At 58.7% G+C, this 18,178-nt stretch carries 19 protein-coding genes; 9 read left to right on the forward strand and 10 right to left on the reverse strand.

Features of this window, described 5'->3' with window-relative positions:
- Positions 1-4 precede the first annotated feature (4 nt).
- From flaF to ACR0A2_RS19405, 3 genes are read left to right on the forward strand one after another with little or no spacing between them, the layout of a single operon-like run.
- Positions 5-379 carry a flagellar biosynthesis regulator FlaF gene (gene flaF, locus ACR0A2_RS19395; protein ID WP_480836734.1) on the forward strand — a complete coding sequence of 125 codons (375 nt, stop codon included), beginning with the start codon at positions 5-7 and terminating at the stop codon, positions 377-379.
- Complete coding sequence (gene flbT, locus ACR0A2_RS19400) at positions 379-780, forward strand: flagellar biosynthesis repressor FlbT (RefSeq protein WP_480836735.1); 402 nt, start codon at positions 379-381, stop codon at positions 778-780. Before flaF ends, flbT begins: the two co-directional genes overlap by 1 nt.
- Complete coding sequence (locus ACR0A2_RS19405) at positions 777-1,571, forward strand: DUF1217 domain-containing protein (protein ID WP_480836737.1); 795 nt, start codon at positions 777-779, stop codon at positions 1,569-1,571. The genes flbT and ACR0A2_RS19405 overlap by 4 nt, the downstream gene beginning before the upstream one ends.
- A 100-nt stretch (positions 1,572-1,671) precedes the next feature.
- On the opposite strand, the gene ACR0A2_RS19410 is transcribed toward ACR0A2_RS19405, so the two are convergent.
- The 3 genes from ACR0A2_RS19410 to ACR0A2_RS19420 all read right to left on the reverse strand — a co-directional run bounded on the left by ACR0A2_RS19410 (position 1,672) and on the right by ACR0A2_RS19420 (position 4,313).
- Positions 1,672-3,246, reverse strand: coding sequence for a DUF427 domain-containing protein (locus ACR0A2_RS19410; RefSeq protein ID WP_480836739.1), 1,575 nt, complete (start codon positions 3,244-3,246; stop codon positions 1,672-1,674).
- Positions 3,247-3,352: 106 nt separating this feature from the next.
- Positions 3,353-4,054 carry a winged helix-turn-helix domain-containing protein gene (locus ACR0A2_RS19415; RefSeq protein WP_152459288.1) on the reverse strand — a complete coding sequence of 234 codons (702 nt, stop codon included), beginning with the start codon at positions 4,052-4,054 and terminating at the stop codon, positions 3,353-3,355.
- Entirely contained in the window at positions 4,026-4,313 is a 288-nt protein-coding gene (locus ACR0A2_RS19420) for a hypothetical protein (protein WP_171119933.1), read from the reverse strand. Before ACR0A2_RS19420 ends, ACR0A2_RS19415 begins: the two co-directional genes overlap by 29 nt.
- Positions 4,314-4,490: 177 nt before the next feature.
- Here ACR0A2_RS19420 and ACR0A2_RS19425 point away from each other — a divergent pair, with 177 nt between their 5' ends.
- The 4 genes from ACR0A2_RS19425 (at position 4,491) to ACR0A2_RS19440 (ending at position 8,409) form a co-directional block, all read left to right on the forward strand.
- Positions 4,491-4,949, forward strand: a complete 459-nt coding sequence (locus ACR0A2_RS19425) for a hypothetical protein (RefSeq protein WP_480836742.1) — start codon at positions 4,491-4,493, stop codon at positions 4,947-4,949.
- 111 nt (positions 4,950-5,060) lie between these two features.
- Complete coding sequence (locus ACR0A2_RS19430; RefSeq protein ID WP_171364454.1) at positions 5,061-5,678, forward strand: ribonuclease HII; 618 nt, start codon at positions 5,061-5,063, stop codon at positions 5,676-5,678.
- Between the two features lie 107 nt (positions 5,679-5,785).
- A complete protein-coding gene (locus tag ACR0A2_RS19435; protein WP_152459284.1) occupies positions 5,786-6,886 on the forward strand; it encodes a site-specific DNA-methyltransferase in 1,101 nt (366 codons plus the stop codon).
- A 140-nt stretch (positions 6,887-7,026) separates the two neighbouring features.
- On the forward strand, positions 7,027-8,409 hold the full coding sequence (locus ACR0A2_RS19440; protein WP_480836744.1) for an adenylate/guanylate cyclase domain-containing protein: 1,383 nt from the start codon (positions 7,027-7,029) through the stop codon (positions 8,407-8,409).
- A gap of 79 nt (positions 8,410-8,488) precedes the next feature.
- Here the strand turns inward: ACR0A2_RS19440 and ACR0A2_RS19445 are convergent, their stop codons facing one another.
- Both ACR0A2_RS19445 and mutY read right to left on the reverse strand, forming a co-directional pair.
- Positions 8,489-9,625, reverse strand: coding sequence for an alkane 1-monooxygenase (locus ACR0A2_RS19445; protein ID WP_480836746.1), 1,137 nt, complete (start codon positions 9,623-9,625; stop codon positions 8,489-8,491).
- Positions 9,626-9,686: 61 nt separating this feature from the next.
- Positions 9,687-10,742 carry an A/G-specific adenine glycosylase gene (gene mutY, locus ACR0A2_RS19450; RefSeq protein WP_480836748.1) on the reverse strand — a complete coding sequence of 352 codons (1,056 nt, stop codon included), beginning with the start codon at positions 10,740-10,742 and terminating at the stop codon, positions 9,687-9,689.
- A gap of 81 nt (positions 10,743-10,823) precedes the next feature.
- Between mutY and ACR0A2_RS19455 the strand changes: the two genes are divergently transcribed.
- Positions 10,824-11,330, forward strand: a complete 507-nt coding sequence (locus ACR0A2_RS19455; RefSeq protein WP_171230586.1) for a DUF721 domain-containing protein — start codon at positions 10,824-10,826, stop codon at positions 11,328-11,330.
- Positions 11,331-11,343: 13 nt separating this feature from the next.
- Complete coding sequence (locus ACR0A2_RS19460) at positions 11,344-12,006, forward strand: DsbA family protein (RefSeq protein WP_480620530.1); 663 nt, start codon at positions 11,344-11,346, stop codon at positions 12,004-12,006.
- A 39-nt stretch (positions 12,007-12,045) separates the two neighbouring features.
- Here ACR0A2_RS19460 and lpxK read toward each other — a convergent pair whose 3' ends face one another.
- From lpxK to ACR0A2_RS19485, 5 genes are all read right to left on the reverse strand, one after another.
- Positions 12,046-13,047 (reverse strand): tetraacyldisaccharide 4'-kinase, encoded by a 1,002-nt coding sequence (gene lpxK / locus ACR0A2_RS19465; RefSeq protein ID WP_480836750.1) that lies wholly within the window; start codon positions 13,045-13,047, stop codon positions 12,046-12,048.
- Positions 13,034-14,272: a 3-deoxy-D-manno-octulosonic acid transferase gene (locus ACR0A2_RS19470; protein WP_480836752.1), complete on the reverse strand. Its 1,239-nt coding sequence runs from the start codon at positions 14,270-14,272 to the stop codon at positions 13,034-13,036. The genes lpxK and ACR0A2_RS19470 overlap by 14 nt, the downstream gene beginning before the upstream one ends.
- Positions 14,269-15,069 carry an inositol monophosphatase family protein gene (locus ACR0A2_RS19475; RefSeq protein WP_480836754.1) on the reverse strand — a complete coding sequence of 267 codons (801 nt, stop codon included), beginning with the start codon at positions 15,067-15,069 and terminating at the stop codon, positions 14,269-14,271. Before ACR0A2_RS19475 ends, ACR0A2_RS19470 begins: the two co-directional genes overlap by 4 nt.
- Entirely contained in the window at positions 15,056-16,402 is a 1,347-nt protein-coding gene (locus ACR0A2_RS19480; RefSeq protein ID WP_480836756.1) for a TldD/PmbA family protein, read from the reverse strand. The genes ACR0A2_RS19475 and ACR0A2_RS19480 overlap by 14 nt, the downstream gene beginning before the upstream one ends.
- A 172-nt stretch (positions 16,403-16,574) precedes the next feature.
- Positions 16,575-18,089: a DUF2125 domain-containing protein gene (locus tag ACR0A2_RS19485; RefSeq protein WP_480836758.1), complete on the reverse strand. Its 1,515-nt coding sequence runs from the start codon at positions 18,087-18,089 to the stop codon at positions 16,575-16,577.
- Positions 18,090-18,178 lie beyond the last annotated feature (89 nt).

Below are 18,178 nucleotides of genomic sequence, written 5' to 3' on the forward strand. Positions count from 1 at the left end.
TCAAGTGACACCGCAAACCCTAGCCCATCAAACCTATGCGCAAACCGCCGCGCCGACTCGGACGCCTCGAGACACGGAATACGAAGCGATTTCAAGGATCACATGGCGTCTGAAGGCAGCAACAGCGCAAAAGGCAACGGATTTTTCGGGCTTTGTACAGGCCGTGCACGAAAACCGGCGGCTATGGGGGGTGCTCGCCACCGGCGTTGCCGATTCCGAGAATGCCCTGCCCAACGACCTGAGAGCCAGGATCTTCTACCTTGCCGAATTCACCGAACAACACAGCAGCCGCGTTCTGGGAGACGGCGCAACCGTTGAACCGTTGGTGGAAATCAACACGGCCGTATTGCGCGGATTGCGCCAGATGAGGGCAACTTGATGAGTGGTCTGGTCCTGAAACTTGCCCCGAAAGAAAGGGTTCTGATCAACGGGGTCGTGATTGAGAACGGCGATCGCCGCGGCCGGTTTTCGATCATGACGCCACAGGCAAATGTACTTCGACTGCGGGATGCGATTCATCCGGATGAGGTGAATACGCCGGTGCGCCGCGTCTGTTATGCCGCGCAGCTTGTATTGTCGGGGGACATCGAACCTGGCCAAGCACGTCAGCAATTGTTGCGCCGCGTGGAAGAGCTGAGCCAGGTTTTTACGGATGCAGATAGCCGCCGGGTCTTGGCCGATGCCACGGATGCCCTGGTTGCAGAGCATTATTACAAATGCCTCAAATCGCTTCGCTCGCTTCTGCCGCGCGAAGAGCGGTTGATGGCTTACCAGCAATGACATTCCAACCCGTCATCCCAAGCGGCGGAATCGTGGGCTGGCGGTTCCTGAAACGTACCTATGAAAGTCAGCTCCAGAGTTTTTCGTCGTCAGCAGCAAATGAAAGAGAAACAAAGTACTTTCTGGACAACATCGGGAAAATCCAATCCGCTGAAGAGCTGGTTTCGGATCGCAGGTTGTTGCAGGTCGCTTTGGGTGCGTTCGGGTTGGAAGGAGATTTGGACAACCGGTTTTTCATACGCAAAATCCTCGGGGATGGGACACAGGCGGATGACGCGTTGTCCAATCGATTGGCCGACAAGCGATACCGGGAATTTTCTGACGCCTTTGGGTTTGGTCCCGGTACTGTCCGAAAAACCGCGCTGACGTCCGACATGGAACAAATCGCCCAGGCCAATTTGACGGCCCGATTTGAAATTGCCGTTGGCGAGTCGGATGAAACGATGCGTATTTCGCTCTATGCACAACGAGAGCTTTCGGATCTTGCCAACAAGACCTCAAGTGCAGACACAAAGTGGTTCGATCTGATGGGGTTGCCGCCCTTGCGCAGCATGATGGAAACGGCACTTGGACTGCCGTCATCCTTTGCACAGCTGGACATTGACAAACAACTGGTCGAGTTCAAGGCAAGGTTGCTCAAACTGACCGGCTCGGATGACCTGGCACAGTTTTCGAACCCAAAGTCCATCGAGAAACTGACCGACACCTATTTGGCCAGAAGTCAGATTGCGCGACTTCAGAACACGATCTCGCCGGCGCAGACCGCATTGATCTTGTTGGGGGCCGTTTGAGCAGAGCGCCTCCGGATCGAAGTGATCGGTGAAGCATGATCGCAAGGGCATCACGCTGATCAAGGCAATGCGGTTTTCTTCAGAACTGCAACGAAAGGCCTCAACCGTTCAGAATCTCATCGGCTGCGGTTCGCAAAGCATATGATCTGACGGGTCGGGACACGTTGTGCAGATTGACGTCTCCCAGCGGTACAGCATTGGAACAGGCCGGTTCGATGTCTTCTGAAACGACAATGCGGTGCCCTTGCGACTTGCCGAACTCGCCCAAACGTGCGGCGACGTTTGCGGCCTGACCGATAACTGTGAAATCAAGCCGTTCGCGAGATCCCACATTGCCGTAGGTGACACGCCCATACGCGACGCCGATCGAACAGTCGCAATGCCTGTCCGTACCTTCTTTGCGCAGCTCTCCCAAAGTTTCGACGATTTTGATCGCCGAGCGCTGGGCATTGGTGCGGGCCGTACTGGCATCCTCGTCCGTTGCCGGGAAAACGGCCAGAACAGCGTCGCCAATGAACTTCAGGACTTCTCCGTTGTTGTCATGAACAATGCCCGAGACCGTTTCAAAGAACTCGTTCAGGAGATTGATATACTCGCCCCGGCCCAGCTTCTCTTCCAGGCTCGTTGAATTACGGAGGTCGCAGAACATGATGGCGGCGTCGATCTCATCCCCGTCACCCCTCCTGATTTCGCCGCCCAATACGCGCGCGCCGGTGCGTTTGCCGACATAGGTTTCCAGCAGGACCTGCGCGTTTTCGCGCTGCATGAACACCTCGTAGAAACGGGCGATTACCGAGGAACATTCAAAGACAAGGCCCAGATTTTCGGTGGTAAACCCGTCCGGGTGATCGCAGGTCAGCGTCAGAACATTGGTGCGCCCGTCGGAAAACGGCAAGGGCATGGCCACGTAATCTGTTGCGCCCTTCGCCCGCAGATCTTCCATGATCGGGAAGCTGTTATGCGGGTTTTCATCATTCAACCTTTGCCGCACGCCACCCAGGCCGTTCGAAACATGCCGCAAGGGGCTGTTTATGAAAGCTGGGTGATCATAGATTTCGTATGTCGGAGCCCTAGCCAGAATCTCTTCTTCATCTTTTTCCCAGATATAGTGTTTTCCCGCGATCAGGGGGTGAAGGGACCAGGCCAGAATGCTCAGCCTTTGTATTGCGATGCCGTGCTCCAGCATCTTTTCGGCCAGCGCTTTGGTAAAGCTTTCGGGCGTTGCCGCGGTCGAAGCACCACGCATCAACCAATCGATCAGGGGGCCGCTGATGTTGCCGTCTTCTGGTTCGCGAAGGCGGTTGTCGCCCAGATCGATTTTCGTATAGGCACCGGGCACAAAGCCGATACAGCCTTGAATGGCCGCGCTTTCGGGCAGAGCCTCCTCATAGGCCCAGACAGAATTGGCCAGGTTTTCGGAACCCAGATTGATGTCGTGATATGTGGCAGTGCCTTTGAACGGACAGAATGTTTGCAGGTCTGTTTCTTCGCTCAGATCAACACAGACATCCGCGCGGGGAACATAGATCGTGGGCGGCAGGCGCGTTTCATACATGACCTTGGCATCTGTGCTTTCAGCCATAAGCACATCATTGCGGTAAATGGCAATTCTGCCATTCAGCGATTCAACCGAGATTCCATACCCATTGATTTTTGGTGCGGCGTGGACGTTCATATGCGACCTCCCTTGCCTGGGTTTTTTCTAGAATGGGGCTTTGCATCCCACATTCCAAGAGGCGCAGAAGGGGAAAGTGCCAACGCATACGGTCATGCAGCAAGGCTCAGACCATTTGTATCACGTCTTTTTCGATGGACAGCATATACCCTTTTTTGGCGATGTTCTTGACCAGAAGTTCACTGACCATCTGGTTCCCAAGCGCATCCCGCAACCGTTTGATCCGCGTCGCGCCTGCGGCTTCGTCGCAATCGGCCTCATTGCGGCCGGAAATCATCGCCTCGATCTGGGCGCCGGACAAAACCTCATCATCCAGCCGGGATTCAGCCAGAACAGACAGGGTTTCCATGGCGGCGGGCGTGAGTTTGAAATCCATGTTGTTGAGGTAGACGGTGTTTTCCTCGCGGCTGATCAGCAACGAGGTCACCTGAATGCCGGTGCGTTCGATCTGCGCCATGCGTCGGTTCAGCAGTACCAGCATAACCAGAAAGACCAACGCCGAGGCCATCATGGCGCAGGCAAAAACCAGCAGCACATAAATCACCATCCGATAACTGGACAGGGTGTCGGCGAAGGCGGTGCCGGACTGGGCCAGAATTTCAAGCAACCGGATTTCGGTTTGCGAGGTCAGATCGGTCTCGATGAACAATCGCTCGACCCGCGCGTTGAATGCGTTGGCGTCCGGCAGGGTCCAGAACAGGAAAACGGCGGCGGTGATCAGAATGGCGACAATGGCTGCGACGCCCAGCACGACCAGACGGACCCCCGACCGGCGTGCGTCAGAAACGGAGATAGAATTTTCCGGCATTGCCTTTCCTCTGATCCAACCCTTCCGGCCCGAAAACGGACTGCACTTCAAGCAAGGTCCAGCCTGACGCGCTCAGGCGCTGGGCGATTTCTGCCTGGGCCTGGCCCTTGTCGCAGTTCGAGACCTGAATGACCCCATAGTGCAGACGCAACGGGTTGTCTTTCTTGGCCTTGTAATCCGCATAGCAATCCGCCGCAGACGCAGCAGAGCCAAGCGATATCAGGACCGCAAAGGTCAGAGAAGAGAGGATCTGTTTCATAGGCCGCATCCTGCGCATGAGTTGCCGCGATATTCAATAACCCAAGGGGTTTGCGGGCTCTGATATCCGATAACACCGGGCCGTTATTGCTTGTCTGGACCGGTCGCCCCCAAGTGTCAGGGCAATCAGGACGCGCTCCGTCACACGGTCGCCCAAACACTATTAAGGACACGCATCATGCACAGGAAATTCATCGCATTCATCGTTGCGACCGCGGTCGCAATAACCGGGGTTTCTGCGTCTCAGGCACGGGCTGCGGACGCAAAGGACATTCTTGGCGGGCTGGCGGCCATCGCGATCATCGGGGCCGGGGTTCACTATTACAACAAGGAAAAGAAAAAGGATCGGGCGACTCGCCAACAGACCTATACACCGGCACCTTACACGCCGCAGCCGGTGCGCCCTCTGCCGCCGCGCGTGGCGCGTTATGATCTGCCCCAGCGCTGCCTGCGCACATTCAACGGGTATTCACAGGATCATCCGTTGCTTGGGCCGAAATGCCTCAAGAAGCACTACAAACATGCCAATAGCCTGCCGCAAGAGTGCAAAGTCGGTTTCTGGAATGGCCAAAAGGTCAAGCGGGCATATGAACCTGCGTGCTTGCGCCAGAAAGGATACCGTGTCGTTTACCAGTAACACCGGTTGAGCAGGAGCGGCGCCAAAGACGCGCCGCGTGAGAGAGGGCGGTGTGGGCTGCCCTCTCTCTTTTTTCTTGCGGCGCTTTGTGAAACACTGTTTTCCAAAAGGATGACAAAACCAGATTTCGAACTTGAACAGGCGCTGCTGGACCGGGGCCATTGCCGTATCGCGGGTGTGGATGAGGTCGGGCGCGGCCCTTTGGCCGGCCCGGTCGTCGCGGCAGCGGTGATCCTGAACCCACAGGCCATCCCCGAAGGGTTGAATGATTCCAAGAAGCTGACGGCCAGACGTCGGGCCGCGCTGGATGCCGAGATCCGGCACAGCGCCGAGTTTGCCGTGGCCGAAGCCTCGGTCGCCGAGATTGACGAGATCAACATCCTCAGGGCATCGCATCTGGCGATGCTGCGCGCAGTCGAGGCACTGACACCGGCCCCCGATTTCCTGCTGATCGACGGGAACATGATTCCACGCGGCCTGAAAACCCCGTCGCAGGCCGTCGTGAAGGGGGACGCCCGATCGGTGTCGATTGCAGCCGCGTCGATCCTTGCGAAAAACTGGCGCGATCAGGTGATGGTGGATTTGGCGCAACAGCATCCGGGATATGGATGGGAAACCAACGCCGGTTATCCGTCAAAACAACACAAGGAAGCACTGCAAAATCTTGGCGTGACCCCACACCATAGACGTTCGTTCAAGCCGGTGCACAATATCTTGTATCAAGAGTAAATCGTAAGTCGCTGATTCAAAAAAGAAATTGACGCCGATTCGTCTTTGACTCATCCTTGTCTCAACCAAATGAGCGCAAAAGCGCCGTGGACACTTGAGGCAGTGATATGACGACAACCACCAAAAAGGGCGCAATAGCGCCCCCTTTAAACACGATTCTATCCGGGGACTGCATCGAAGTGATGAACAGTCTTCCCGAGGCATCCGTTGACCTGATTTTTGCGGATCCGCCCTATAATTTGCAGTTGAAAGGTCAGCTGCATCGCCCGGACAATTCTCAGGTGGATGCGGTGGATGATCACTGGGATCAGTTTTCCAGCTTTGGTGCCTATGACCAATTCACCCGCGCGTGGTTGAAGGCGGCGCGCCGTCTGCTCAAGCCAAATGGTGCGATCTGGGTGATCGGCTCTTACCACAACATCTTCCGTGTGGGTTCGGCCTTGCAGGACGAGGGCTATTGGATTCTGAACGATGTGGTCTGGCGCAAATCAAACCCGATGCCCAACTTCCGCGGCAAACGTTTTACCAACGCGCATGAGACGATGATCTGGGCATCCAAGCGCGAAGGAGCCAAGTACACCTTCAACTATGAGGCGCTGAAGGCCCTGAACGAAGGCGTGCAGATGCGCAGCGACTGGGTGCTGCCGATCTGCACCGGGCATGAACGTCTGAAGGATGAAAACGGTGACAAGGCACACCCGACGCAAAAGCCGGAATCACTGCTGCACCGTGTTCTGATCGGCTCGACCAATCCCGGGGACGTGGTGCTGGATCCGTTCTTCGGCACCGGAACGACCGGAGCCGTCGCCAAGATGCTGGGCCGCGAGTTCATTGGTATCGAACGCGAGGAAAGCTATCGCAAGGTGGCCGAGAAGCGCATTGCCAAGGTCCGCAAATTCGATCGTGAGGCTCTGGAAGTCAGCGCCAGCAAGCGCGCCGAACCCCGCGTTCCCTTCGGCCAGCTGGTCGAGCGTGGGATGCTGCGCCCGGGCGAAGAGCTTTATTCCATGAACCGGCGTCACAAGGCCAAAGTCCGGGCCGATGGCACATTGGTCGGTGACAACGTCAAAGGCTCGATCCATCAGGTGGGCGCCCATCTGGAAAATGCGCCGTCCTGCAATGGCTGGACCTATTGGTGCTTCAAGCGTGACGGCAAAACGGTTCCGATCGACGTTCTGCGCCAGCAGATCCGGGCCGAGATGAACTGATACAAAGAACACCGCCGGTGCCTGTGGCCTGACACAAGGCACTACGCCTTGCCCCGCCGATCCTACGGCGGGGTCTTTTGTTTTCGGATCAACAGTGATTGCATGTTGTTGACCCTGACACTGCAAGAAAGATCACGGCCATGACCGAGACAACCGCGCAGCCCCGCCGCAGTCTGTTTTTCACGGAACCTGACACGTTCGATATGGACAACAAATACACCGAGGCCGCGTTGGAGCGGCACAAGCGAGAAGGGTTGGAACTGGCCGTCCGCGCGCGCTGGGTGGCGATGGCACTGACCGGGGTTCTTCTGGTATTCCTGAATCCGCATTGGGAGGTGCTTTGGTATCACTTCATTCTGCTGCTGATCTGCGCCAACGGTTGGCTGATCCGCCGTTCCGGTCGGGTGGGGCAATCGCGGGTCGAGCTTCTTTTGATCTTCGTGGATCTGCTGATCATGACCCTAGGAATGATCGTGCCCAACCCGTTCAGTGACGATGTCCGCCCTCTGGCCATGCAATACCGGTTTGACAACTTTCAGTACTTTTTCGTCATCCTGGCGGCTGGAACCCTGGCCTATTCCTGGCGCACGGTCATTGCCATCGGTTCGTGGACGGCATTGATGTGGACGATCGGTTGGATCGTTGCCTCGTGGGTGGCAACGCCGATTCCGGGCATCAGCGAAAAGGTTGCAGAGGCCTTGCAGGACTATCCGGATGTTGCCGAACTGTTGGACCCCAACAGTTTCATGGTCCCTCAACGTATCCAGCAAGTGATCGTATTCATAATGGTCGCGGTAACGCTGGGCATTTCGATGCGGCGTCTCAATCAATTGTTGATGAACAACGCGGGATTGGAACGGGAACGGGCCAACCTGTCGCGGTATTTCTCGCCCAATGTGGTGGATGAGCTGAGCCAGAACGATGAGCCGTTGAAACAGGTCCGCAAAGAAGATGTGGCGGTACTGTTCATCGATATCGTCGGGTTCACCAAATACGCCGCCGGGCGGGATCCCTATGAAGTGATCGAGGTTCTGCGCGGGTTTCATGCCCGTATGGAAACCGAGGTATTCCGGCACCACGGGACCTTGGACAAGTATCTGGGCGACGGTTTGATGGCGACCTTCGGCACTCCGGTGCCAACGCCCCTGGACGCGAGCAATGCCCTGGACTGCGCGCGTGCGATGGTGGGTGTGATCGACCGTTGGAATCTGGAACGTCGCAGGGTGGGAGAGCCCGAAATCCATGTCGGCGTTGGGGTGCATTACGGCTCGGTCGTACTTGGGGATATCGGTGCCAACCGGTTGGAATTCGCGGTGATTGGCGATGCGGTCAATGTGGCGGCCAAGCTTGAGGCACTGACGCGTGAATTCAAGGCGCGTATCGTTGTCAGCGATGCCGTGCGTTTGCGGGTTGAGGAAGAAAACCCGCAGGTGCGGGAGGTCATGGCCGGTTTTGTTGCCCGTCGTGACCAAACCGTGCGAGGGGTCGAGGCGCCGATGGATGTCTGGGTGATGAAAAGCTGAGGGCCTCCCGCCCGTCAGAACAGCATCGCAGATGCCGTGCTGACAGTTGGGCCAAGCAGCGCGCCTGTGCGCGCTGCGGTCACGATTTTGGCATGGGGTTCAAAGATTTGTTGTAGGGGTGCCAGTCGGTGATCTCGGGATAGTAGTGGCGTCGCCACGCGCGAACGCGCGGGTTCATGACCCGCCGCCAAAGCGGCGGTATCATCGCGGCCACAGTCATGACGGGATAGCCATAGGGCAATTGCGGTGCCGTGTCCGACGCGTGATGTTGCAGCAGCGGAAACCGGCGATTGGGTTTGTAATGGTGGTCCGAATGGCGTTGAAGATTGATCAGCAACCAGTTCGAAGCTTTCTGCGAGGCATTCCAGGAATGGCGTGGCAGGACATGCTCGTACCGTCCCTCGCCCAGGTGTTTTCGGGTCAGGCCGTAATGCTCGACGTAATTGACCAGCTCGAGCTGCCATATTGCGACACCAGCCTGAAGCAGAAACAGCGCCACGCCGGACCATCCTCCGATCAGGCCGGCCAGTGCCAGCATCCCACCTTGCAGCGCCCAGTACCGCCAGAACGGGTTTGAACGATCTGTCCACGGTCTGTCGATGCGGGCCAGCTTGTCGCGCTCGGCCTTGAAGGCCGAAACCCAGCATTGCCACAGAACGCGGGGATAGAAGCGATGAAACCCTTCGTTGTAGCGCGCCGTTACCGGATCGCGCGGGGTGCCGACATGGCGGTGATGGACCAACAGGTGCTCGGACCGAAAATGGGAATACAGCACCATGGCAAGAAGAATATCCCCCAGCCAGCGTTCCAGGCGGCTTTTCTGGTGCATCAACTCGTGGCTGTAGTTGATCCCAATCGTGCCTGAAATGACGCCCATGCCAAAGAAGAGGCCGATTTTCTCTAGCGTTGACATATGGGTGCCGTGGGTTGCGTACCAGATCAGACCAAAAAGGGTAACGAACTGGATCGGGGCCCAGAGTTTTGTCAGCAATATGTACCATTGCAGCGCCGTGTCCGGCGTCTCGGGGTCGGCGTTTTGAGTGTTGAGCCCGGTGATCCGGTCCAGCACTGCAAAAGCCCACCAGGTTGCGGCAGGAACCAGCAGCAGTGACCATCCACCGGTAGCAGCTGAAAACCAGACCAGCGGAATCAGCAGCAGCGACACCCAGAAAGGGGATGCAGATTGCCAGCGGGACAATGTGCCTGTTGCGATCATCTTTTCTGCTCCGACTTTACGGAGATATCCTAGCCATGGCCCGAAGACTTGCACAGCGGACTTATTGTCCTCGCCAAAGATCATAGGCCTTGCGCATCACGGTTGGCAGGTCGCCGGGCCTGAAGCTGTGTTTGTCTACAACTGTCAGATGTTCGGGTATGTCGTGATCGGCGGCATCTGTGGTCCAGATCCGCAAAATCAGGTGGAAATGCGTAAACGTATGGCGCACTTCGCCCGGCAACATCGTCCAATTCGCAGGGAATGGAGGCCGTTCGGCCGGGGCATCGTTCCACTCTGATCCGGGCCAGCCCAGCATTCCGCCCAGCAAACCTTTGTCAGGCCGGCGTTCCAGCACCATGGCCCCGTCTGCGCTTTGCGCAACATACACGTGCCCACGGCGCGTGGGTTTGGGCTTTTTGGGTGTTTTTCTTGGCAGGTCGGCTTGGGTGCCTGCGATGCGGCTCTGACAGGGGGCACGCAGGGGGCAGATGCCACATGCCGGCGACTTCGGCGTGCAGATGGTTGCCCCCAGATCCATGACCGCCTGCGCGTAATCGCCGGGACGTATGGCCGGGGTCAGGGCCGACGCCTTTTCCTTCAGCAGGGGCTTGGAGCCGGGCAGCGGATCGTGAATGTCATGGAGCCGGGCCATGACCCGTTCGACGTTTCCATCCAGCACGGTTTCAGGCCGATCAAACGCGATGGCCGAGATCGCAGCGGCGGTATAGGGGCCTATGCCGGGTAGGTTCAGCAGCGCTTCAAAGCTGTCGGGAAACCGGCCTTCGTAGTCCTGCGTGACGGCACGGGCGCATTTCAAAAGATTGCGGGCGCGGGCGTAATAGCCAAGCCCGGCCCATTCCCCCATGACCTGCTCGTCCGGTGCGGCGGCCAGAGCCTGAACCGTAGGCCAGCGGGTGGTGAAGCGCAGGAAATAGTCGCGAACGGCGGCAACTGTCGTTTGCTGCAACATCACTTCGGACAGCCAGACCCGATAGGGATCGGGGCGTATCCCGGCGGCGCGATCTGCCGGACCGATGCGCCATGGCATTTCGCGGGCGTGGCGGTCGTACCACGCCAGCAACGCATCACTGACGGCGATTTCAGCAGAGTCACGCAAGTTTTATTCAACTCCCGGTCGGGTTTCGCTGGCACATGGTGGCCTGCCCAGTACAATAGAGGCGTAGGAGCAGGAAACCAGATGCAACGCAGACGTTCTTCGACCCGCGGGTTCAAACGCACCGCATCCTTGCTGAACGATCAGATCCGGCGCGCCGGGGAAAGCCGGGGGTTTGCCGTGTCGCGGCTTTTGACCCACTGGGCCGAGATTGTCGGCCAGGAAACCGCCGCCATCGCGCGCCCGGTCAAAGTGGGTTATGGCAAGGGCGGATTTGGTGCCACCCTGACCGTGTTGACGACCGGGCCGCAGGCTCCGATGCTGGAAATGCAGAAGGAACAGCTGCGCGGCAAGGTAAACGCGGTCTATGGTTATAACGCCATCAGCCGTGTCCGTATCACCCAGACCGCTCCGACCGGATTTGCCGAGGGGCAGGCCAGTTTCGACCACAAGCCGAAGCAAGCCAAACCCCAGATTGCGCCTGACATTGCCGCCGAGGCCGACAAAATGTCACGCGATGTACATGATGAAGATTTGCGCGCGGCTCTTGAACGTCTCGGGCGCAACGTTTTATCCAAACAGAAACGCTGAGAAAGGGCTGAAAATGAGCCGTATTGCAACCGTAATCTGTGCGGCCGTCGCCGTGGCCGCTGGCGGCTATTGGCTGACAGGGTCGAACACCAATGTCACCATTCCACTGGTCAGTGCCGCCGAAGCTCAGGAGGCCGACCTGGATACTTCGACGATCGTCGAGATGGTGCTGGGCGCCGAGGATGCACCTGTCGAAATCATCGAATATGCGTCCTATACCTGCCCGCATTGCGCGAGTTTCCATCAGGGCGCCTTCAAACAACTCAAGAAAGACTTCATCGACACCGGCAAGGTCAAGTTTACCTATCGTGAGGTGTATTTTGACCGCTACGGCCTTTGGGCATCGATGGTTGCACGCTGCGCTGGCCCCGAAAAGTTCTTCGGTATCACAGACCTGATCTATGAAGGGCAGGCAGAATGGACACGCGCAGGTGGTCCGGCCGAGATCGTGGACGAGCTGCGCAAGATCGGTCGTTTGGCCGGCATCGATGGCGATCAGCTCGAGGCTTGCCTGCAAGACGGTACCAAGGCGCGGACATTGGCTGCGTGGTATCAGGAAAACGCCGAACGCGATGGTATCCAGGCGACGCCATCATTTGTGGTGAACGGCAAGAAGGTCGACAACCAGTCCTACGCTGACTTCAAAAAGCTGATCCAAGACGAACTGGGTGGCTAAACACCCTTTTCCGGTTGGCCCTGTCTGGGCCGACCGGGCCTATTGGGGTGCAGGTGCTGCCTTCAGCAGCATGTCGCGGACCTTGTCAGTTTCGCCGACTCGCAGACGCACCGGCAGAGTGATCACTTTGCTCCGAAAAGCCGGGGGCAGACGTACGGCATCTTTCTCGGTCGTTATCATCTGAGCACCCAGTTGGCGCGCCTCGTTTTCCAGACGGGCCATCAGTGCCTGAGTCAGAGGCTGGTGATCGTCCAGGGCTTCGGCGCGGACCAGGTCTACGCCCAACTGCCGCAGGGTTCTGAAGAACTTCTCGGGGTGGCCGATACCGGCAAATGCCAAAGCGCGTGTCCCGGTCCAGTCCATGCCGGTTTGCAGGGGTTCGATTGCACCGGTGACATGGGGAACGGACAACTTGTCGCCCCACTGACCGGTGAAAGCCTGTTGTGCAGCCTCATCGCCCAGAGACAACACAAGGTCGGCCCGTTTCAACCCAATGTCGACCGGTTCCCGCAGCGGACCGGCGGGCAGGCACAAGCCGTTTCCGAACCCGCGTTGAGCATCGACAACAATGATCGAGAAATCCTTGGCCACCGAGGGGTTCTGAAAACCGTCATCCAGAACGATTACCGTGGCACCCGCAGCCGCGGCGGCCCGCGCGCCCGCCGCCCTGTCCTTGGCAACCCAGACTTCGGCAAACATCGCCAGAAGCAGCGGCTCGTCCCCAACTTCGGCAGCCGTGTGCCGGGCCGGATCGACCTGCACCGGCCCGTCCAAAGAGCCTCCGTGCCCCCGCGTGACGACATGTGGTTCGTGCCATGCGCCCCTAAGCTGTTCAAGAGTCCAGATCACCGTTGGTGTTTTACCGGTTCCACCAGCGTTTAGGTTGCCGATACAGATCACGGGCACACCCGGCTTTTCGCCGGATTCCGAGGCGATCCTTCGGGCGGTTGCCGCTGCATATAGGCGCCCCAACGGTGCCAGCAGACGCGCCCTCGGATCCGGTTGGTCCGGGGGCGTGTTCCAGAAATCAGGTGCCCGCATGATCCGCACTCCGCTGATCCAGAATATCCTGCACCATTTCGATCAGGGCGTCAGCCTGTGGTGCGCCTTCGGTCAACAACTGCCAGCCAGCCAGCGCCATGTCGGCAGCTTGATCCGGCGCCAGAAGCTGCACAACGGCGTCGCCCAGTTCGGTGGCCGTTTTTACCTCTTTGGCGGCGTTCACCTGTTGCAGGCTGGAATAGAATTCCTGATGGCGGTGCACATATGGTCCGAACATGATCGCAGACCCCAGCGCGATTGCTTCGGACGGGTCCTGACCGCCCGCGCTGCGTTCCAGCGAACTGCCCATGAAGGTCACTGGTGCCATGCGATGCCACAGGCCCAGGTTTTCGGGGTCCGATGTCAGGACGACCTGAGTGGTGTCTTCAATCATGTCCCCTTCATCCCAGTTGATGCAGCGCAGGTCCATCGATTCCAGCCGCCGTCTCAGCGGCGTGACTTCCGGCTCGTTTGCCACGTGCAACACCAGAACCAGCCGATGCAGCATCCGCAGCGCCTGACGGTGGGCTGTCAGAACCGAGATGAATTCCTTGTCCTGAACCCATGCCGCCAACCAAACCGGACGCCCGGCAAGTGTATGAGTGGTCTCGATGAGTTCGTCTTCTGGCCAGGGCCGGGGGTTGGGGCTGATCCGCAAAGGCGGTGATTCCGCAACTTTTCCGGATTGGATTCCGAGGCGGCGGATCTGCCGAGCCGTCTCGGCGGATGGCGTGAGAATCTTGCGGAAACAGTCAAAGGTCACCCGTGTGATGTCCGGCAACCAACGGGCGTTCCGGGACAGAGTGACGCTGAATTGGGCGTCGAACAGGACCAGCGGGATCGCCTGTTCGTCAGCGCGCGTGACAATGTTGGGCATCAGATCGCCACCGACCCACAACCCCATGTTCGGACGCCAGTATTCGATAAACTCGCGGGCGGCGCCACTCTGCTCCTGTGGCAGGTTGATCAAAGGGAACCTGCTGTCCGGCCAGTTGGACAGATCCTCATCCGGGGGGGCTGTCAGCAGGAAATTCAGCTTGGCCCTGACCTGCGACAGCCGACGGCAGAAGTCGGTCACAGCCCGCAGCCGATCCGGGGTGGCAACATGGATCCATAGCAGCTCACCTTCGGGGCGCGGCGGGTTGGATAGCGGCGCAACCCCGTTGCGCATCCCCCATGACAACACCCTGTAGGCGGCCAGGCTGAGTGAGCGCGGTTTGCTCATGTTCCGATTCCCGGCCCGGCCGGATCCAGCAGTGCCGACAGTTGCTGATGAATCAAGGCGCTGGCGGCGATCACGCCGTTCAACCTAGGACGCAAGTTGTTGAAGATCAGCCGTTGACCCGTACGGTCGGAACAGAGGCCACCGGCTTCTCGAATGATCAGGTCGCCGGCGGCAATGTCCCATTCCCAACTGGGGCGCAGGGTCAGCATGCCATCGAACCGCCCCTGCGCGACCAAAGCCATGCGATAGGCAAGTGACGGGCGATACGCGCGTTCGAAATCTGGCGCCTGCGCGTCGCGCCAGTGCCGAGCGTCAAGATTTGGCTTGGCGGCCAGAATTTCTGATTGCAAAAGCTCTCCGGTATCCGAGGTCGTGATCGTCTTACCATTGAGAGTGGCGCCCTGACCCTGTGCCGCCGTGTACAGCAAATCCCGCATCGGCAGGTAAATGACCGCCGCCGTCACCACGCCGTTATCGGCGACGGCTATGGAATGTGCCCAGGTGCGCGCGCCTTCTGCAAAGCTCCGGGTGCCGTCGATCGGGTCGATGATGAAAGTGCTGTTACGGTCCAGCCGGTCGGTGGAATCCTCGGATTCCTCACTTAGCCAGCCATAGCCCGGTCGCACCGAACACAACCGCTCCTCCAGCATCGTGTTCACGGCAAGATCCGCCTCGGTCACTGGGCCGGCGCCATCGGGTTTGTCCCAGCGCTGTGCTTGCGTGCCGGAATAGCGCGTGGCGATCTTGCCGGCCTCCAGCGCCGCCTCGATCAGCAGGGGCAGGTCAGTTGCCGGCAAGTGTCATTCCTTCGATCAGAAGCGACGGAACCACGCGCGACAGGTATGGGCGGGCATCGTTCGCCGGGATGATCCGGCGCAGCATGTCCCGCAGATTGCCCGCGATGGTGCATTCATTGACCGGATGCGTGATCTCGCCATTCTCGACCCAGAAGCCCGATGCACCCCTTGAATAGTCACCGGTATTGGGGTTGATCGTCGATCCGATCATGGATGTGACCAGCAACCCGGTTCCCATATCGCGCAGCAGGTCGGCGCGGCTTTGGTCACCTTGTGTCAGGCTCAGGTTCCAGTTGCTGGGCGATGGCGGGCCCGAGACCCCACGCGCGGCATTTCCCGTGGACGCCATGTCCAGTTTTCGCCCGCTTGACAGGTCCAGAGTCCAGCCGGTCAGAACGCCGTTTTCCACGATTGCCCGGCGTTGTGTCGGCAAACCCTCGGCATCAAAAGGGCGCGATCCCGAGATACGCGGGCGGTGCGGGTCTTCGATCAGGGACAGGTGCGCGGGCAGAACGTCCTGCCCCAAGCAATCCTTGAGCCAGGATGCGCCCCGTGCGATCGCCGCGCCATTGCTGGCGGCCAGAAGGTGGCCGATGAGCGAGGAGGAGATCCGTTCATCGAAGAGCACCGGAAAACTTCCTGTCTCAGGTTTGCGCGCACCAACCTGTTGCACGGCGCGTTCACCCGCTGTGCGCCCGATTTCCTCCGCGCTGCGCAGGTCGGATTGGAACGTCCGGCTGTCGCCGTCATAGTCCCGCTCCATCCCGGTGCCTTCGCCCGAGATCGCAACACAGGAAACCGACCGGCTGCTGCGCGCGTACCCGCCGGTGAACCCGTTTGTCGCGGCCAGATGCACATGGTGGGTTCCGTAACTTGCGGCCGCATCCGACACCTGGGTAACGCCGGCGACGGCCAGCGCTGCGGCCTCGGCCGTCAGAGCATCCTGCATCAGGGCTTCGGCGGACGGGGCCGGGGCGGGGTCTGACAATTCCAGTGACTCTATGTCCCAGCCTGTGGCCAGCTGGTCCTTGTCAGCCAGCCCGGAAAACGGATCTTCGGGGGCCTCCCTGGCCATCGCGACAGCGCGTTCCGCCATGGCGCGCAGGGTTTCAGGGCGGCTGTCGGAACTGGACACAATGGCGGATCGTTTGCCCAGAAACACCCGCAATCCCAAATCAGTCCCTTCCGAGCGTTCGGCATGTTCCAGCGCGCCGCCCCGCACTTCGACGGAAACAGAGGATCCGTCGATAACGATGGCATCCGCCGCGTCCGCGCCTGCCTTGCGGGCCACGTCAAGCAAGTGATGGCTGATTTCTTCTGGTGAGCAGGTCATGAGGCCTCCGGGTTGATTGCCAAGGACCTAGCCTTGGACCGCCCGTCTCGCAAGACCTGTGACCAGATTGTGCGTTGAGGATCGCGGTGAACCCGTGCCGTTTCAGAGGTTTGGGCAGGGGTTGGCAGGACAGAGAAAGGGCCGCATGTTGCGCGGCCCTTTCCGTTGATCGTCACTTGATACGCTGACCATTCGCCAAGATCTGGCCGTCTTCGGTGAACTCGATCTTCGAGTTCAGTGTGTCAGGTTCTTCGCCCGGAACTGCCATCAGACCCATCATCATGCGGGCACCCAGCGCGTCTTCGTCCGAGATGATTCCCATTCCGATCAGGGTGTCGATCAACTGGTTGGCACCAACCAATTGAAGGTTCGCCACGCCGCTTGGGCTGGGCAGGCCATCAAACTCTTCGGTGTTGGTGTTGTCGAAAGCAAAATCTCCGTCACCGGTCAGCTTGGCGCCAACCAGCGAAACCAGCAGTTCGTTAATCTTCAACGAGTGCAGTTCCCCCGGCGCTTCGTCGGATTCGACGTCGATTTCAGGATCGAAGATATTCATCAGCACTTTCGCGGTTCCCGTCGCATCCAGCGCAATCGTCGCCGGATCACGCGGCAGCGCACCCGCAGGATCGAAAATGCCCCACAATACGTCCGACATGGTGAAATCGGTCAGGTTCAGCCCAAAGCCGAAGGGTTGAACCTCGTCCGATTGCTGGATGGGGAATTCGAAGTTCAGGCCCGCCTTGGCCATCGAAAGTTCGATCGGGAATGGCAGGCCCGCCGTGGTAACGGCCATCTTCGTGCTGTTCTGGTCAATGTCATAGACGATACGCTCTGCATCGATGCTGGCTGCAAAACGCCCGCCTTCGGACGTGCTGTTCATCGAGAACGCCTGACCTTCGCTGGTCCCGCTCAGATCCGTGCTGCCCGCGGCATAGGTGAAGGTGCCGTCAAAGGAAAAACCGGCTTTGTAAAAGGCTTCTGGGTCCGAAAAGTCAAAATCCGGCGGGACCACGTTGTTGCCCTCAAATGCCAGTTGATCCAGTTGACCCTTGATCAACCCGTTTTCGCCGCTTTCAGGATCCTGAAAGTTCAGATCATAAGTTAACGTGGCTGCGTTGAATGTCTGACTGATGTTCCGATTGTCGCCGATCTGCATCCGCGAGCTGCCGGACAGATCGCTTGCTTGGACATCGATACCAAACACTTCATTGGGCAGAGCCTCACCATCGACCTCAATCGAATCCAGTTTCACGCCCAGATTGTCAGCCTTGTAGTCATAGGTCATGTCGTCCGGTGTGCCCGACACGACCATGTTCAGTTGGCTGTGGGAATAGGTGACAGTGGCTGCGAAGTTTTCGTCTTCGGCCTGACCGGTGATTTCCATGGGAAAACTTTCCGGCAGGTCAATGGTAACGGTCCCGTCACCATTTTCGGTCAGTGTCATTTCTGGCATGACCATCTGAAACTGTCCGTCCTCTTCGGGAAGGGCCACTGAAAGTGTCATGTTGGAAATCGTGGTGACGTCGCCCGAGGTGCTTTCGTCTCCTGTGACGGTGTAACCCATCGAGGTGAAATAGCTCTGCCAATCGGACCAGACGTCATCGGCGGACAGATCGGCAAACGCCCCTTGGGTGGCAACGGCATAAGCCAGAGCAGCGCCGCAGCTGCGGCGAAGGAAAACGGACATAAGGTAACCCTTCTTGATCAATTTGTGGCGCATGGTCGGTTTTGTGGCGGGTATCGTCAAGGGGGCAAGGGCTGGACCCTTTCCCCGTT

Source organism: Ruegeria sp. H8 (assembly GCF_056532905.1).

Bases quoted from the DNA above. Each gene is read 5' to 3' on its own strand.
- flbT (WP_480836735.1), top strand. From the start codon at position 379: ATGAGTGGTCTGGTCCTGAAACTTGCCCCGAAAGAAAGGGTTCTGATC.
- ACR0A2_RS19405 (WP_480836737.1), top strand. From the start codon at position 777: ATGACATTCCAACCCGTCATCCCAAGCGGCGGAATCGTGGGCTGGCGG.
- ACR0A2_RS19410 (WP_480836739.1), bottom strand. From the start codon at position 3,246: ATGAACGTCCACGCCGCACCAAAAATCAATGGGTATGGAATCTCGGTT.
- ACR0A2_RS19415 (WP_152459288.1), bottom strand. From the start codon at position 4,054: ATGCCGGAAAATTCTATCTCCGTTTCTGACGCACGCCGGTCGGGGGTC.
- ACR0A2_RS19420 (WP_171119933.1), bottom strand. From the start codon at position 4,313: ATGAAACAGATCCTCTCTTCTCTGACCTTTGCGGTCCTGATATCGCTT.
- ACR0A2_RS19425 (WP_480836742.1), top strand. From the start codon at position 4,491: ATGCACAGGAAATTCATCGCATTCATCGTTGCGACCGCGGTCGCAATA.
- ACR0A2_RS19430 (WP_171364454.1), top strand. From the start codon at position 5,061: ATGACAAAACCAGATTTCGAACTTGAACAGGCGCTGCTGGACCGGGGC.
- ACR0A2_RS19435 (WP_152459284.1), top strand. From the start codon at position 5,786: ATGACGACAACCACCAAAAAGGGCGCAATAGCGCCCCCTTTAAACACG.
- ACR0A2_RS19440 (WP_480836744.1), top strand. From the start codon at position 7,027: ATGACCGAGACAACCGCGCAGCCCCGCCGCAGTCTGTTTTTCACGGAA.
- ACR0A2_RS19445 (WP_480836746.1), bottom strand. From the start codon at position 9,625: ATGATCGCAACAGGCACATTGTCCCGCTGGCAATCTGCATCCCCTTTC.
- ACR0A2_RS19455 (WP_171230586.1), top strand. From the start codon at position 10,824: ATGCAACGCAGACGTTCTTCGACCCGCGGGTTCAAACGCACCGCATCC.
- ACR0A2_RS19460 (WP_480620530.1), top strand. From the start codon at position 11,344: ATGAGCCGTATTGCAACCGTAATCTGTGCGGCCGTCGCCGTGGCCGCT.
- lpxK (WP_480836750.1), bottom strand. From the start codon at position 13,047: ATGCGGGCACCTGATTTCTGGAACACGCCCCCGGACCAACCGGATCCG.
- ACR0A2_RS19470 (WP_480836752.1), bottom strand. From the start codon at position 14,272: ATGAGCAAACCGCGCTCACTCAGCCTGGCCGCCTACAGGGTGTTGTCA.
- ACR0A2_RS19480 (WP_480836756.1), bottom strand. From the start codon at position 16,402: ATGACCTGCTCACCAGAAGAAATCAGCCATCACTTGCTTGACGTGGCC.
- ACR0A2_RS19485 (WP_480836758.1), bottom strand. From the start codon at position 18,089: ATGTCCGTTTTCCTTCGCCGCAGCTGCGGCGCTGCTCTGGCTTATGCC.